This window comes from Streptomyces sp. NPDC057743, assembly GCF_042798755.1.
In the GTDB taxonomy this organism is placed as follows: Bacteria; Actinomycetota; Actinomycetes; order Streptomycetales; family Streptomycetaceae; genus Streptomyces.
This window is the reverse complement of the sequence record NZ_JBHVJX010000018.1, coordinates 19,211-33,706: the sequence shown is the minus strand read 5'-3', so window position 1 is coordinate 33,706 and position 14,496 is coordinate 19,211. Positions and strand designations below refer to the sequence as shown.

Annotated in this window: 13 protein-coding genes; 11 read left to right on the top strand and 2 right to left on the bottom strand. The window is 74.2% G+C overall.

Features of this window, described 5'->3' with window-relative positions:
• The first annotated feature begins 192 nt into the window (after positions 1–192).
• Together ACFVFQ_RS21540 and ACFVFQ_RS21535 are read left to right on the top strand one after the other, a co-directional pair.
• Entirely contained in the window at positions 193–1,683 is a 1,491-nt protein-coding gene (locus ACFVFQ_RS21540; protein WP_383418401.1) for a purine-cytosine permease family protein, read from the top strand.
• Complete coding sequence (locus ACFVFQ_RS21535) at positions 1,680–2,291, top strand: class I SAM-dependent methyltransferase (RefSeq protein ID WP_383418397.1); 612 nt, start codon at positions 1,680–1,682, stop codon at positions 2,289–2,291. The genes ACFVFQ_RS21540 and ACFVFQ_RS21535 overlap by 4 nt, the downstream gene beginning before the upstream one ends.
• Before the next feature lie 25 nt (positions 2,292–2,316).
• On the opposite strand, the gene ACFVFQ_RS21530 is transcribed toward ACFVFQ_RS21535, so the two are convergent.
• Positions 2,317–3,228 (bottom strand): oxygenase MpaB family protein, encoded by a 912-nt coding sequence (locus ACFVFQ_RS21530; RefSeq protein ID WP_383418392.1) that lies wholly within the window; start codon positions 3,226–3,228, stop codon positions 2,317–2,319.
• A gap of 213 nt (positions 3,229–3,441) precedes the next feature.
• On the opposite strand from ACFVFQ_RS21530, the gene ACFVFQ_RS21525 reads away from it, so the two are divergent.
• On the top strand, positions 3,442–4,227 hold the full coding sequence (locus ACFVFQ_RS21525; protein ID WP_383418390.1) for a hypothetical protein: 786 nt from the start codon (positions 3,442–3,444) through the stop codon (positions 4,225–4,227).
• A gap of 78 nt (positions 4,228–4,305) precedes the next feature.
• On the opposite strand, the gene ACFVFQ_RS21520 is transcribed toward ACFVFQ_RS21525, so the two are convergent.
• Positions 4,306–4,488 carry a hypothetical protein gene (locus tag ACFVFQ_RS21520; protein WP_274912171.1) on the bottom strand — a complete coding sequence of 61 codons (183 nt, stop codon included), beginning with the start codon at positions 4,486–4,488 and terminating at the stop codon, positions 4,306–4,308.
• A 147-nt stretch (positions 4,489–4,635) separates the two neighbouring features.
• Between ACFVFQ_RS21520 and ACFVFQ_RS21515 the strand changes: the two genes are divergently transcribed.
• The 8 genes from ACFVFQ_RS21515 to ACFVFQ_RS21480 all read left to right on the top strand — a co-directional run bounded on the left by ACFVFQ_RS21515 (position 4,636) and on the right by ACFVFQ_RS21480 (position 14,483).
• Positions 4,636–7,758, top strand: a complete 3,123-nt coding sequence (locus ACFVFQ_RS21515; RefSeq protein ID WP_383418388.1) for an SNF2-related protein — start codon at positions 4,636–4,638, stop codon at positions 7,756–7,758.
• Entirely contained in the window at positions 7,755–9,107 is a 1,353-nt protein-coding gene (locus tag ACFVFQ_RS21510) for an SWF or SNF family helicase (protein WP_383418386.1), read from the top strand. Before ACFVFQ_RS21515 ends, ACFVFQ_RS21510 begins: the two co-directional genes overlap by 4 nt.
• A 193-nt stretch (positions 9,108–9,300) precedes the next feature.
• Positions 9,301–10,173 (top strand): YceI family protein, encoded by an 873-nt coding sequence (locus ACFVFQ_RS21505; RefSeq protein WP_383418384.1) that lies wholly within the window; start codon positions 9,301–9,303, stop codon positions 10,171–10,173.
• A 24-nt stretch (positions 10,174–10,197) separates the two neighbouring features.
• A complete protein-coding gene (gene mmuM, locus ACFVFQ_RS21500) occupies positions 10,198–11,130 on the top strand; it encodes a homocysteine S-methyltransferase (protein ID WP_383418382.1) in 933 nt (310 codons plus the stop codon).
• Positions 11,131–11,186: 56 nt separating this feature from the next.
• Positions 11,187–11,912: a GNAT family N-acetyltransferase gene (locus tag ACFVFQ_RS21495; RefSeq protein ID WP_383418380.1), complete on the top strand. Its 726-nt coding sequence runs from the start codon at positions 11,187–11,189 to the stop codon at positions 11,910–11,912.
• Positions 11,913–12,059: 147 nt separating this feature from the next.
• Positions 12,060–12,842 carry a basic amino acid ABC transporter substrate-binding protein gene (locus ACFVFQ_RS21490; protein WP_383418378.1) on the top strand — a complete coding sequence of 261 codons (783 nt, stop codon included), beginning with the start codon at positions 12,060–12,062 and terminating at the stop codon, positions 12,840–12,842.
• On the top strand, positions 12,842–13,633 hold the full coding sequence (locus ACFVFQ_RS21485) for an amino acid ABC transporter permease (RefSeq protein ID WP_383418376.1): 792 nt from the start codon (positions 12,842–12,844) through the stop codon (positions 13,631–13,633). Before ACFVFQ_RS21490 ends, ACFVFQ_RS21485 begins: the two co-directional genes overlap by 1 nt.
• A 40-nt stretch (positions 13,634–13,673) precedes the next feature.
• A complete protein-coding gene (locus ACFVFQ_RS21480; RefSeq protein WP_383418372.1) occupies positions 13,674–14,483 on the top strand; it encodes an amino acid ABC transporter ATP-binding protein in 810 nt (269 codons plus the stop codon).
• Positions 14,484–14,496: the final 13 nt, after the last annotated feature.

Here is a 14,496-nt window from a genome sequence, read left to right as displayed (position 1 = left end):
CGTGCCGTCCGGAACCATGGCGAGGACCGTACCTTCCGCTGATCGGGATGTCCTCGGATTCGGGAAAGCCGGTGCCGGCCCGTTCGGTGCGCTGCTTTCGGCCAACCCCGCCACGGACCGGGGCGGCGTCGGACCTCCGTTGTCGTACGGGCGTTCCCCCCGCCCGCGCCGGCCATGGGGAATCATGTGCGCATGACGCAGCAGCGGGCAGCGCGGTCGCCGGAGCGGCACTCGACGGCCGCCGGGGCCAACACCTCGGCGGCGGCCGTCGAACGCAACGGCATCAACCCGGTGCCGGACGCCGAACGGCACGGCGCGCCCCGGGCGTTGCTCTGGCCCTGGGCCGCCTCCGGGCTCTCCCTGCTCGGCATCGCCTACGGGATCTACGTCATGGGGCTCGGCCTCAATGCCTGGCAGGCGGTGGTCACCGGGACGGTGGGCTATGTGCTGTCGTTCCTCCTGGTGGGCCTGGTGTCGGTGGCCGGGGTGCGAACCGGCGCGCCCACCATGGCCATCGGGCGGACCGTTTTCGGCCGTCGGGGCAACGCGCTGCCCACCGTGTTCAGTTACGTCTCCAACGTCGGCTGGGAGACGGTCCTGGTAGCACTCTCCTCCCTGGGTGGTGCCACCATCCTGGCGCGCGTTGCGCCGGCGGCCTTCGCGCGGGCGGACGGGCGGACGCCGACCACCGGGGCGCAGGCGCTGTGCTTCGCCGTGACCGCCGTGACGGTGGTGGTCGTCGGCGTCTACGGGCACGCGCTGATCATGAAGGTGCAGAGGTACCTGACCGCCGCCATCACCGCGATGACCGCGGCCTACCTGGCGCTGATGGCGGACCGGATCCACCTCTCCGCCCTCGGGGCGGGCCGGCCGGCCCCCCTCGGCACCGCCATCGGGGGCGTGGTCTTCGCAATGACCCTGTTGGGGCTGGGGTGGGTCAACTGCGCCGCGGACTACAGCCGTTACCTGCCGCGGGACAGCAGCGCCCGGGCCGTCGCCGGCTGGACGACGCTGGGTGGGGTGCTGGCCCCGGTGGTGCTGCTGGTCTTCGGGGTGCTGCTGAACGCCGGCGACCCCAAACTGGCCGCCGCGGCCGCCGCCGACCCGGTGGGTGCGCTGGCGGCCACGCTGCCGACCTGGTTTCTGGTGCCCTATCTGCTCACCGCGATCGGGGGGTTCGCCTCCGGGGCGATCATGGACATCTACAGTTCGGGGATGTCGCTGCTGACCCTCGGGGTGCCCGTCCGACGGCACCTCGCGGTGCTGGTGGACGGGGCGTTGATGGCCGTCGGCGGCTGGTACGTGCTGTTCGTCTCGCCCAGTTTCTTCGCCACGTTCCAGGCGTTCCTGTCGGTGGTCGGGGTGGCGATGGCCGCGTGGACGGCGGTCTTCCTCGTGGAGCGGTGGCGCGCCCGCCGCTCCAGTACGGGGCTGGCCGCGGCGCCCGCCGTCAGGTGGCCCGCGCTCCTCTCGCTCACCGTGGCCACCGCCGTCGGGCTCGGCCTGATCACCTCCGCCGACCCCAACATCGCCCGCGCCACCGGCTTTCTGCTCGGCGACGACGCCGCACACGGCACGCTGGGCGCCATGAACCTCGGCGTGGTGGCCGCGCTGCTCGTCGCGGGCGCCCTCTACGCCCTCACCGCCCCTCTGGCCCGTACCGCACCCGAAGGAGACCGATGACCGGCCCGCACAGCAGTCATCCGCACGACGTCCGCGCGTTCTTCGGCGTCCGCGCCGCCGGCTGGGACGCCAAGTTCCCCCACGACGGCCCCGCTTACGCCGCCGGTGTGGCCGAGTTGGGCCTCCGGCCGGGGCAGCGGGTGCTGGACGCCGGCTGCGGCACCGGACGCGCCCTGCCGGCCCTCAGGGCGGCCGTGGGGGCGCATGGGACGGTGCTGGGCGCGGATCTCACCCCGGAGATGCTGGCGGCCGCCGTGCGGGCCGGACGGGACGCCTGCGCGGGCCTGATGCTCGCCGATGTGGCCCGACTCCCGCTGCCGTCCGCGGCGTTGGACGCCGTGTTCGCCGCCGGGCTGATCTCCCACCTGGCCGACTCCGCGGGCGGGCTGTCCGAACTCGCCAGGGTGGTGCGCCCCGGTGGGCGGCTGGCGCTCTTCCACCCCATCGGAAGGGCCGCCCTCGCCGCCCGCAAGGGGCATCCGCTCACCCCCGACGACCTGCGGGCCGAGCCCCGGCTACGGCCCCTCCTGGCCAGCAGTGGATGGGAGCTTCGCCAGTACACCGACGAGGACACCCGCTATCTGGCGCTGGCGGTACGGCGGGGGTGATGCGCCCCTGGCGGACCGCCGCGCCTCAGGCCGCCGGGTCCCCTTGGGCGGGAGCGTCGCCGACGGGGTGAACGGGACAGCCGCCGAGCCCACGGGACTTGGGGAAGGTCCCGAGTTCGGCGACCCGGTAGCCGTTCGGGTAGCCCTTGATCTCGGGGTTCTGGCGGGCGTAGTGGGGCGTGCGGCGCGGCGGCAGCAGTCGCACGGCCTTGGCGCGCAGCTTCAGCGCCGTCTGCACCGCCGTCCGCACCGCGGGCCGGGGGCGCTCGTAGCGGAAGGTGTCCAGCAGCGCGTCGTCCAGGAGGGCCTTACTGGCACCGCGCACCACGGGGGCGAGCGGGCCGTACCAGCCCGCCATCAGGTCCAGGGAGGCGTCGGCCACCCGGCGGGCACCGGGGTCCCACCCGAAGTGCGCCTCCTCGTAGGCGTCCAGGCAGTTCAGGAACTCCTGGTAGGTCTCCGGGATGTCGCTGATCCCCATATGGCGGCCGAGGGTGCGGTAGTACGCGGCGATGGCGCGCTTCTCGTGTTCGCTCAGCCGTCGCCAGCCGTACTGCTCGATCCAGCGGATCGGGACCGCCACGAAGGTGCACAGCACATAGCGCATGTCGTCGTTGCTGATGTCGTAGCTGCGGTGCATCTGGTTGATGCGGCGGATCGCGGTCCGGCCCTCGCCGGCCTCGAAGCCGTGCTCGATGACGGTGTCCAGGAGCAACGCGGTGTCGTCGTAACGTTTTTGCGTGCGGTCCGTGAGCTCCGCGGTCTCGGCGAGCAACCGCCCAATGCTCGGCACCGCGTAGGTGCGGTAGAGCGCCAACTCCAGGGCCCTGGTGATGTCCCAGGGGAACTCGTGGGCGTAGGTGATGCGGTGGATCGTTAAGAAGTCGCGCTCGGGGTCGAGCCGTTGGATCTCCTTGAGCCAGTCGTAGCGCTGCACCGGTCGTCCGTCCCTTCGTCGCCGAACCTCCCACAGTACGGGCTGCGGAGGTCATCCCGCCCCGAAGGGGACCGAGTTGTCGCCGCTCCTACGGGCCGGCGGCCCCGCGTCCCGGTAGCGGTCGCATCGTCGCAGCGTACGAGTGGTGACAAGGTCACTCCCGGCCAATTAGGGTGCGCGGCGAAGTGCGGACCCGATGGAGGGAGATCCGGCGTGACCACGACCGAGAGCGGCGACGGCGATCAGCTGTTCGTGCTGACGGCGGTGCTGCTCACGCCCGCGCAGTTCCCGAGCGTGCTCGGCGACGACTATCCCGAGGTGTGCGCGGGTCTCGGTCTCGAACCGTACGCGGAGGGCTACGGGTTGCTGCTCGGGCAGGACGGCACCGGGGCGCGCTGGACGGTGGCCACCGAGGACGTGTCGCTGGTGGCCTGCGCCATCGCGGCCTGGGACTGCGGCATGGAGTACGACCTGTCGCCCGACGAGGAGAGCATGGTGGCGGCGCTGCCGGGCTGGCCGCTGGCGCTCGCGGTGTCGGCCCCCGGGGTCCCGCAGCCGCACGACCCGGAGCCGCAGGAGGGCGACCGGGCGCCGCTGACGCCGCCGGACGCCGACGACTGGGGGCCCGCCCAACGGCGGCTGGGCGCGGACGAGATAGCGCTCCAGTGGGCTTCCTGGCGCGCCCAGGTCGAGGACGCGGACGTGACCTTCGCCGAGCCCGGCGCGGAGCGGCACCGGGGCGTGCGGCGGGTGCTGGCCGAGGCCCGTGGCTATGTGACCGATCCACCGCCGCCCGGCCGGGTGCGGTCGTCGTTCGCCGCGGGCGGGGCCCGCACGCTGCGGGTCGACGGGCCGGGGTGGAGCATGGTGGCCCGCACCGACGACATCGCGCTCGTCCTGTTGGACGACGAGCCGGGGCAGGTGCACCCGGTGGGCCGGGGGCCCGAACTGCCCGGCCTGTTGGCCTCGTTGGACGGGCTGGCGGCCCGCCCCGTCTGACGGCGGTGCCCCGGGCCGCGCTCATCCGCGGCCCGGTGGGGCCCGTCGGCCAGGGCCTGTCCGATGGGTCCGGCGGCCCTAGCGGCCGAGCTCCTTGCGGCTTGCCCTGCGCAGCCGACGCCGCTGGGAGGGGTCCAGCGTCAGATACGCGGCGGCCGGGATCCCGACCATGACCAAGACGGCCGCCCAGAACGGCAGCAGCCACAGCAGGATCACTCCCACCGCGACGCCGCCGATCGCGACCTTCGCCTGTGTGGACATCCTTCACGCCCTTTCTGCGGCGCGTGCCGCGCTCCGTCGTATTCCATTGAACGCCGGTTCGGCGCCGGAGGTTCCCTCACGGGGCGGTTCGTGCTGTACCCTCGGCCGCTCCCCGCCCAGTAGTCAAATTTGAGGAGTACCGATCCAGTGGGTTCCCTCCCCTCGGTCACGCCCGCGCCGCGCTCCGCGCTCTCCGGCTGCGCGGCGGTCTTCCTGCCGTCGGATCCGCCGCGACTCGGACGGGTCGCCTTCTGGCATCCGGGCGGCGAGGGTGCCCTGGACACCGTCGTACGGGACGCCTCCCGAGAGGCCGGCGGACGGGCTCCCGTACTGGAGGACCTGACGGTCGTGCTGCCCACCGGGGCAACGGGTGGCACCCCGGCCGACGGAGGCAGCGGCGACGGCATCGCCGTGCGTGCCGTGCCGGCCCTGGTGCTCCCGGTCGCCGAGGCGCTCCCCCTCCTCACCCGCATACGGGGCCGCCGCGACGCCCATCCGGCCGCCGCCTTCTGGGGCGCGGCCGCCCTCCTGGCGCTCCACCTCGCGGCCCGCGGCCGGCTGCTGCCCGGCCTGTCCCCCACCGACCACGACGCCTGGCGGGCCGGCCCGCTCGACCCGGACGACATGGCGCGGCTGCGCGAGCTGGCCGACGCGATGCCGCCGCACGCCCATGCCACCCCGCTCCCCGGTTCCACCCCGGTGCGACTGCCGGAACCGGAGCGCCAGGTGCGGGCCTTCCTGGACGCGGTCGCCGACGGGCTGCCCCGTACACCGGCCGCCGAACTCGCCGCCGGCGGACCGGCGTTCGCCGCGTCCGCCCCGCAACACGTCCCCGAGCTGCGGCCCTGGGCGGCGGAGGTGGCCGCCGGGCACGACGCCGGGGTGCGGCTCTCCCTACGGGTGGAGGTGCACGGCGTGGACCTGGGGTGGCCGGGGGTACCGGCGGCGACCGGGGAGCGCGCGGGCGAGTCGGGTACGCCCCGAGAGCAGGTGGCAAGCGGCGCGGCGGGTCCGTCGACAAGAGGGGACGACGGCGAGGCGCCCGGTACGAAGGGGGCGGGCATCGCGTCCTCGGAGGCGACGTTCTCCGCCGTCGTCCAGGTGCACAGCGCCTTTGACCCCACCGTGGTCGCCGACGCCGCCGAGGTGTGGGCGGGCACGGCGGCGACGGGGCGCGAGTTCGGCGCGCGGGCGCGGGCGGAGACGCTGCTGACGCTGCGCCGGGCGGCCGGGGCCTGGGAGCCGCTGGCGCCGCTGCTGAGCGCGGCGGTGCCCGATGCGCTGGAGCTGGCGGACGAGGAAGTCGCCGCGCTGCTGGGGCCGGCCTCCGGCGCGCTGGCCGCGGTCGGCGTCCGAGTCCACTGGCCCGAGGAGCTGACGCGGACGCTGACCACGCGGGCCGTGGTGGGACCGCCGGACGGGCCCGACGCAGGCGCATACGGGGCCGGGCCCGGGCCCGTTGGGATGCCGTCGCTGGTCTCCGCCGACGCGCTGCTGTCGTTCAGTTGGCGGTTCGCCGTCGGCGACCGGGAGATCGACCGGGCGGAGCTGGACCGGCTCGCCGAGGCCCGGCGCCCCTTGGTGCGCCTGCACGGCCGATGGGTCCTGTTGGACCCGGAGGAGGTGCGCGCCGCCCGGGAGCGCCGGGACCGCGCCGTCGCCCCGTTGGACGCGCTGGGGGCCGCGCTCACCGGTTCCGCCCGGGACGACGACGGCCGACGGGTGGAGGTCCAAGCGGCGGGCTGGCTGGCGCAGTTGCGCGACCGGCTGGCCGACCCGGAGCGGGCGCAGGGGCCGTCCATCGGGCAACCGGCCGGCCTCACCGCCACGTTGCGCGACTACCAGGTGCGCGGCCTGGATTGGCTGCACGGCATCACCTCGCTCGGCCTGGGCGGCTGCCTGGCCGACGACATGGGCCTGGGCAAGACCCTCACCCTCATCGCCCTGCATCTGCACCGGCAGACCGACCCGGAGTCGGCGGGCCCCACGCTCGTCGTCTGCCCCACCTCCCTGATGGGCAACTGGCAGCGCGAGATCGAGAGGTTCGCGCCGGGGACACCGGTGCGCCGCTTCCACGCCGGGCGGCGGAGCCTGGCGGACCTCGCCGACGGGGAGTTCGTCCTCACCACCTACGGGACGATGCGCCTGGACGCCGCCAGACTGGCGGAGGCCGGCTGGGGGCTGGTCGTCGCCGACGAGGCGCAGCACGTCAAGAACCCGTTCTCCGCCACCGCCAGGGCGCTGCGCACGCTTCCCGCCGGGGCCAGGGTGGCGCTGACCGGCACGCCGGTGGAGAACAACCTGACGGAGCTGTGGGCGATCCTGGACTGGACGACGCCGGGGCTGCTCGGGCCGCTGGCCCGGTTCCGGCGGCTCTACGCGCAGCCCGTCGAGGGTGGTGCGGCCGGGTCCCACGAGGTGGCCGCGGCGGCGGAGCGGCTGGCCCGCTTGGTGCGGCCGTTCCTGCTGCGCCGGCGCAAGTCCGACCCGGGAATCGCCCCCGAACTGCCGCCCAAGACGGAGACCGACCGGGCGGTGGCGCTCACCCCCGAACAGGCCGGGCTCTACGAGGCGGTGGTGCGCGAGGGGCTCGACGAGATCGCCGGGACGGACGGCTTCACCCGCCGGGGCCTGGTGGTCAAGCTGCTCACCGCGCTCAAGCAGATCTGCAACCACCCCGCGCACTACCTGAAGGAGCCGCCAAACGGGCGCGACACCGGCACCGCGCGCTTCGCCGGCCGCTCCGGCAAGACGGAACTCCTGGACGAGCTGCTGGACACCCTGCTCGCCGAGGACGCCGGCGTCCTGGTCTTCACCCAGTACGTGCAGATGGCGCGGCTGCTGGCCGGGCACCTGGCGGCGCGTGGGGTGGCCGCCCAACTCCTGCACGGCGGAACGCCGGTGGCCCAACGGGAGGCGATGGTGCGGCGCTTCCAGGAGGGGGCGGTGCCGGTGTTCCTGCTGTCCCTGAAGGCGGCGGGGACGGGCCTGAACCTGACCCGGGCGTCGCACGTGGTGCACTTCGACCGCTGGTGGAATCCGGCGGTCGAGGCGCAGGCCACCGACCGGGCGTACCGCATCGGGCAGACCCAGCCGGTGCAGGTCCACCGGATGGTCACGGAGGGCACGGTCGAGGACCGGATCGCCACACTGCTGGCCCGTAAGCAGCGGTTGGCGGACGCGGTCCTGGGTTCCGGTGAGGCGGCGCTGACCGAGCTGTCCGACGCCGAGCTGGCGGACCTGGTCGCCCTGCGCGGCGGCGAGCGATGAACACGAGGGACGAGCGGGAGGACGGGCCGGTGTACGGGGACCCGACGGATGGGGGCACGGTGTACGGGAGCGGAACCGAACGACCGGGTGTGGAGCGGACGTTCGCCGCGCTCCCGGTACCGCGCGGCCGGGGCTTCGCGCAGACCTGGTGGGGGCGGGCGTGGCTCAAGGCGCTGGCGGACACGGCGCTGGATGGGGAGCAGGTGAAGCGGGGGCGACGGCACGCGCGCTCCGGGGCGGTCGGCGCGGTCTCCGTGCGCCCCGGGCGGGTCACCGCCGTCGTCCAGGACCGCGACCACACCCGGTACCGCGCCGACGTGTTGCTCCAACAGTTGTCGGCGGCGGACTGGGACCGGCTGCTGGACGTCGTCGCGGACCGCGCCGGGCACCTCGCGGCGCTGCTGGACCGCGACCTACCGCCCGTATTGGCACAGGACGCGGCGGCCGCCGGCGTGGAACTCCTGCCGGGCATCGGGGACTTGGAGCCGGAGTGCGACTGCGGCGCGTGGGACCACTGTGCGCACACGGCGGCGCTGAGCCACCAGGTGGCGCGGCTGCTGGACGAGGACCCGTTCGTGCTGCTGCTGTTGCGCGGGCGGGACGAGGAGGAGCTGCTGGCCGAGCTCCAGCGGCGCAGCGCGTCCCGGGCCGGCATGGCGGCCGGGGGCGGCCGCACGCAGGCGGGCGTGCCGGCCGGCGCGGCGTACGCGGCGCTGGACGCGCTACCTCCGCTGCCCGCGCCCCCGCCGCCGGTCGCGACCCCCGGCCCGGCGCCGGTGCTCGGGGACTGCACCCCGCCGCCCGAAGTGGCCACAGACGCGCTGGAGTTCCTGATCGGCGACGCCGCGGCGCGCGCCCAGGGGCTGCTGGCCGAGGCGCTCTCCCCCGGGCACCCGAACGACTCGCCCGCGCCGGCCCTGACGCTCGCGCAGGACGCGGTGCGGCAGGCGGCCGCCGGCCCGGGGGCGGCGGTCTCGGCGCGGCTGGCGGACGGTTCGGGGCGCGATCCGCGGGGCCTCGTACTGGCCGTCCGCGCCTGGCAGTTGGGCGGTGCGGCCGGGCTGGCGGCCCTTGAGGAGGAGTGGGTGCCGGCGCCGGAGGTGGCGGCAAGGGCGCGGGACCGGCTGGCGGCCGCCTGGGCCGACGAGGCGTCCCGGCCGCGGCTGCGGGCCGCCGGCAACCGCTGGACGGTCGTGGGCGGCGGCACCCAGCTCCGCTACGGGCGCGACGGCCGTTGGTGGCCGTTCCGCAAGGAGGGCGGTCGGTGGGCGCCCGGGGGTCCGGCGGCGGACGATCCGGCGGCGGCGTTGGCCGGGATCGCACCGGATCTACCCGATGCGAACTCGTAGGGGAATCCCCATGCAGTGCGAGAAACCTCACGTTTAGACAAGCCTTGACACCTGGTGGTCAGTTCGGGTCGCCACCAATGACAGGATGGAACCGAATCCGCACCCTTTTCGTGCGATTCATTCCGCGACGCCGCCCGCTTGCGTCCGCATACGTCCTCGTCCGACCGATCCGACCGTTAGGCCCCGTCCTGCCATGCCGCTCGCCATCCTCCGCCGCCTGCGCGACCGCACGCCGCACAGCCCGCAGCCGACCCTCCCGAACGGGGCGGGCGCGTTGGACCTGTGCGTCAACGATCCCGTCGGACTGCCGATGGCCGGAGTGGAGATCGCCGTCCGGGACGCCGAGGGCCGGGACGTCACGCACGGCCAGACCGACCCCAACGGCCGGCTCACGGTGACCCTGCGGCCCGGCCCCTACCGGGTCGTGATGACCTCCGACGGCTTCCAACCGGCCCGTTTCGAGGTCGCGGTGGTGGCGGGCGAGCGGACCGCGCCCCTCCCGGTCACCCTGGAGCTGGCGCCCGCCCTGCCGCTCCCGGAGGCCGGCCAGTGGCGGCTCGACCCCGACCACAGCGCCATCCGCTTCACCGCCCGGCACATCGGACTGGCCGAGATCCACGGCCGGTTCAACCGCTTCGAGGGCGGGCTGTGGATCGGCGAGCGGATGCAGGACTCCCGGGTCGACGTGACCATCGACGCGGCCAGCATCGACACCGGCGTACGGATGCGCGACGACCACCTGCGGTCGGCGGAGTTCCTGGACGTGGACCGGTACCCCCACCTCCAGTTCGTCAGCGACAAGTTCGTCCACAAGGGGGGCGGCCGGTGGACCGTGCAGGGCGTGCTCTACCTGCACGGCGTCAGCCGCACCATCCAACTGGACACCCGCTACCTGGGCATCGGCACCGGCATCATGGGCGAGACCCGCACCGCCTGCCAGGCCGTCACCGAACTGCACCGCGAGGACTTCACCCTGGACTGGCGCAAGATGCTGGCCAGGGGCATCGCCGCGATCGGCGCTACGATCCGGATCGAGCTGGACATCCAGGCGGTCCGGCCCGAGTAGTTGCCGCGAAGAGAGGTTGTCGCCATGACCGGCCCGTCGCCGAAGCCGTCGCCCCCACTGGCCGAGGCGCTCGCCGCCGGCCCGGTGGTCCTCGACGGTGGCCTGTCCAACCAACTGGAGGCCGACGGGCACGATCTGAGCGACGCCCTGTGGTCGGCCCGGTTGCTCGCCGAGGACCCGGAGGCCGTGGTCCGCGCCCACCTGGCGTACTACCGGGCCGGCGCCCAAGTGGCCATCACCGCCAGCTACCAGGCCACCTTCGAGGGGTTCGCGCGGCGCGGCACCGGGTCCGAGGAGGCCGCCGGGCTGCTGCGCCGGAGCGTCGCACTGGCCCGCGAGGCGGCCGCACGGGCCGCCGCGGCCGGAACCGCCGGCCCGCTGTACGTCGCCGCGTCGGCGGGCCCGTACGGGGCGATGCTGGCGGACGGCTCCGAATACCGCGGCCAATACGGGCTGTCCGTAGACGCGTTGCAGCGCTTCCACCGACCGCGCCTGGAAGTCCTGGCCGCCGCCGGGCCGGACGTCCTGGCCCTGGAGACGGTGCCGGACGCGGACGAGGCGCGGGCGCTGCTGCGAGCGGTCCGCGGCCTCGGCGTCCCGGCCTACCTGTCGTACAGCATCGCCGGGGACCGCACCCGCGCCGGGCAGCCGCTGGCCGAGGCGTTCGCGCCGCTCGCCGACGCGGACGAGGTGATCGCCGTCGGCGTCAACTGCTGTGCGCCGGACGACGCCGATGCGGCGGTGGCGCTCGCGGCCGACCTCACCGGCAAGCCGGTGGTGGTCTATCCGAACAGCGGCGAGCGCTGGGACGCCGCGGCCCGGACCTGGCGCGGCAGCCCGGCGTTCCACGCCGACCGGGTGGCCGGCTGGGTCGCGTCGGGCGCCCGGCTGATCGGCGGCTGCTGCCGGGTCGGCCCGGAGACCATCGCCGAACTGGCGGCCGTACTGGGCCGCTGACCTGCCCCGGGGAAAACGGGGCGCGTACCAGCGGCGCGCCCCGTTAGCCTCCCGCCATGGAGTGGGACGACGCGGCATTGCTCGCGCTGGAAGTGGACACCATCTACGGGCTGGTGCCGGCCACCGCCGACGGCCCGGCGACCGTGACCAACAAGCCGGTCAAGGCCGTCTGGGCCTGGTCACCGCGGGCCCGCCTGCTGGCGCTGGGGCCCGGCGCGTCCGGCCCGTTGCCGCCCGCGGCCACCGCCGGTAACCAGGCGCAGCCCTACGCCCCGGAGGTGGCTCCCCTGGAGCTGGTGCGGCTGGCCCGCGCCCTAGGGGTGGCCGACCCGGACGCCGCCATCGAGGGCGGCCCGTCGTTCGTCTTCCCCCGCCAACTCCCGGCGCCACCCCCGGCGGAGCTGCCGGTGATCGTGTCGGACGCCGACGGCCGCCGGGCCGCAGCGCGCCTGGACCGGCCCGGCAACTGGGAGCCCGACGAGTGGGCGGAGTTGATCTCCGGCGCCGCCGGGGAGTGGGCGATGGCCCTGGACGGCCCCGCGCCGGTGTCCATCTGCCACACCCCGGAGGCCAACGCCACCGCCGCGGAGGCCGGGATCTGGACCCGCGCGGACTTCCGCGGCCGCCGGCTGGCGCCGGCCGTCGTCGCCACCTGGGCCCACCGCATCGCCCGCCACAAGGAGGTGCTCTTCTACAGCACCACCGCCGGCAACCACGCCTCCCGTTCGGTCGCCCGTGCCCTCGGCCTCACCCCACTCGGCTGGCTCTGGACGCTGCGCTGAGCCGCCAGGGGGTGGCGCGGCCCCCTACGGGCGTTACGGAGCCGCAACGGGACGCACCGCAGACAGCGCCCCCGGCCGATGGCAGGATGCAGCGCAACTCGCCGCACCCACGGCCCGGTTGCCCGGCACGGCACTCCTGGAGGACCTGTGACCGCTCGCTCCGCGTTGCCCGTATCAGCCGCCGCGGCGGTAGCCGCCCTCCTGGCGGGCTGCACCAGCACCGCCCCCAACGGGAAGCAGGGCGCCGGCCCCGAACTGGTCCGCCCCGGCACCCTGGTGACCTGTACTCACCTGCCCTACGCCCCGTTCGAGGAGACCCGGAACGGCAAGATCGTCGGCTTCGACGTCGACCTGGTGGACCTCGTCGCCAAGGATCTAGGCGCCACCCAGCGGATCGTCAACACCCCGTTCGAGGGCATCGAAACCGGCCAGGACTTCGCCATCCGCACCTGCGACCTCGCCGCCTCGGGCATGACCATCACCCCCGCCCGCGCCAAGGTCATGGACTTCTCCGACCCGTACTTCGACGCCACCCAGGCACTCCTGGTCAAGCGCGGCACCACCCCGGTCAAGAAGATCGCGGACCTGAGGGGAAAGAAGCTCGGCTACCTCAAGGCCACGACCGGCGCCAGCTACGCCAAGGAGCACGGACCGGGCGTCGAGCTCGTCGAGTTCGAGGACGTCGGGCTGCTGCTGGCCGCGGTACGGTCCGGCCAGGTCAACGCCGCCATCAACGACAACGGCGTGCTCCTGGACTACGCCAAGCACAACCAGGACACCACCGTGGCCACGGAGTTCGACACCGGCGAGCGCTACGGACTCGCCGTCCGCAAGGGCAACGACGCGCTGCGGCGGCGCATCAACGCGGTCCTCGCCAGGGCAAAACGGGACGGGAGCTACGACCGGATCCACCGGAAGTGGTTCGGCTGATGCCCCGGCCGCGCTCCCGGCGCCGCCGGGCCCGACTGGTCCGCGGCGCCCAATACGGCGTACTGGTCGCCGCCGTGGCGGCACTCGCCCTGCTCGCGGACTGGCACCGGCTGGGCACGGCGTTCTTCGACCCCGCCGTCGCCGGCGCGCTCTTCCCCGACGTGCTCACCACCGCGCTGGTCAACACCGTGCGCTACACCCTCCTCGGCTTCGGCTTCGGGCTCGCCCTCGGCATGGTGCTGGCGCTGCTGCGGCTGTCGTCGGTACCGCCGTACCGCTGGCTGGCGGTGGCCTACATCGAGTTCTTCCGCGGCATCCCCGCCCTGTTGGTCTTCCTCGCGCTCGGCTTCGGGGTGCCGCTGGCGTTCCAGGTCGCGCTCGACCAGAGCGCCACGGTGATGCTGTCCCTGGGGCTGGTGGGCGCGGCCTATATCGCCGAAACCCTGCGCGCCGGGATCCAGGCGGTGCCCAAGGGGCAGACGGAGGCGGCCCGTTCACTGGGCATGTCGCAGGGCCGGGCGATGGTCTCGATCGTCCTGCCGCAGGCGTTCCGGATCGTGCTGCCACCACTGACCAACGAGCTGATCCTGCTGACGAAGGACTCCTCCCTGGTCTATCTGCTGGGGCTGTCGCTCAACCAGTTCGAGCTGGCCAACTTCGGGCGGGACGCTCTGAACGAGCACAAGAGCCTCACCCCGGTACTGATCGCCGGGCTGCTCTATCTAGTGATCACCCTTCCGCTCGGCCAGCTGGTCCGGCGGCTGGAATCCCGTACGGCGCGGGCCAGATGAGGAGCGCGGGCGGACCGATGGGGAAACGGGAGGGGGTCCGATGACCGACGGTGGGCACGACCGCGCCATCGATGTGCGCGGGCTGCGCAAGGCGTTCGGCGACCTGGAGGTGCTGCGCGGGATCGACCTCTCGGTGGGCCGCGGCGAGGTGGTGTGCCTCATCGGGCCGTCAGGTTCGGGCAAGTCCACGCTGCTGCGCTGCGTGAACCTGCTGGAGGAGCCGACCGCGGGCCACATCACCGTCGCCGGCACCGAGGTCACCGACCCGGACGTGGACATCGACCGGGTGCGGCGCCGGATCGGCATGGTCTTCCAGTCCTTCAACCTCTTCCCGCACCTGACCGCCCTGGAGAACCTCACCATCGCCCAGCGCAGGGTGCTCCACCGGGACCGCGGCACGGCCGAACGGATCGCCCGCGACCAACTGGCCCGGGTGGGGCTGGCCGACAAGGCGGCCGCCTATCCGGCACGGCTTTCCGGCGGGCAGCAACAACGGGTGGCCATCGCCCGGGCGTTGGCGATGGACCCGGAGCTGATGCTCTTCGACGAGCCGACCTCGGCACTGGACCCGGAACTGGTCGGCGACGTCCTGGCGGTGATGCGGGCACTGGCCCGGGACGGGATGACGATGCTGGTCGTCACGCACGAGATGGGCTTCGCCCGGGAGGTCGCCGACCGGGTCGCCTTCCTGGACGGCGGGCTGATCGTCGAGGAGGGCACCCCGGAAACGGTGGTCGGCGCGCCCCGGCACGAGCGGACCCGGGCGTTCCTCACCCGCGTCCTCAACCCGGCGGCCACCGAGGTGGACGGGGCGGGCGAGGAGGACCCGACGGCCGGCCGGCCCGCCTAACTGGCGCGCCGGC

Excerpts from the sequence above, each read along its gene's own strand:
- ACFVFQ_RS21485 (WP_383418376.1), top strand. The coding sequence starts at position 12,842 with ATGCCCCGGCCGCGCTCCCGGCGCCGCCGGGCCCGACTGGTCCGCGGC.
- ACFVFQ_RS21510 (WP_383418386.1), top strand. The coding sequence starts at position 7,755 with ATGAACACGAGGGACGAGCGGGAGGACGGGCCGGTGTACGGGGACCCG.
- ACFVFQ_RS21495 (WP_383418380.1), top strand. The coding sequence starts at position 11,187 with ATGGAGTGGGACGACGCGGCATTGCTCGCGCTGGAAGTGGACACCATC.
- ACFVFQ_RS21480 (WP_383418372.1), top strand. The coding sequence starts at position 13,674 with ATGACCGACGGTGGGCACGACCGCGCCATCGATGTGCGCGGGCTGCGC.
- ACFVFQ_RS21505 (WP_383418384.1), top strand. The coding sequence starts at position 9,301 with ATGCCGCTCGCCATCCTCCGCCGCCTGCGCGACCGCACGCCGCACAGC.
- ACFVFQ_RS21520 (WP_274912171.1), bottom strand. The coding sequence starts at position 4,488 with ATGTCCACACAGGCGAAGGTCGCGATCGGCGGCGTCGCGGTGGGAGTG.
- mmuM (WP_383418382.1), top strand. The coding sequence starts at position 10,198 with ATGACCGGCCCGTCGCCGAAGCCGTCGCCCCCACTGGCCGAGGCGCTC.
- ACFVFQ_RS21535 (WP_383418397.1), top strand. The coding sequence starts at position 1,680 with ATGACCGGCCCGCACAGCAGTCATCCGCACGACGTCCGCGCGTTCTTC.
- ACFVFQ_RS21540 (WP_383418401.1), top strand. The coding sequence starts at position 193 with ATGACGCAGCAGCGGGCAGCGCGGTCGCCGGAGCGGCACTCGACGGCC.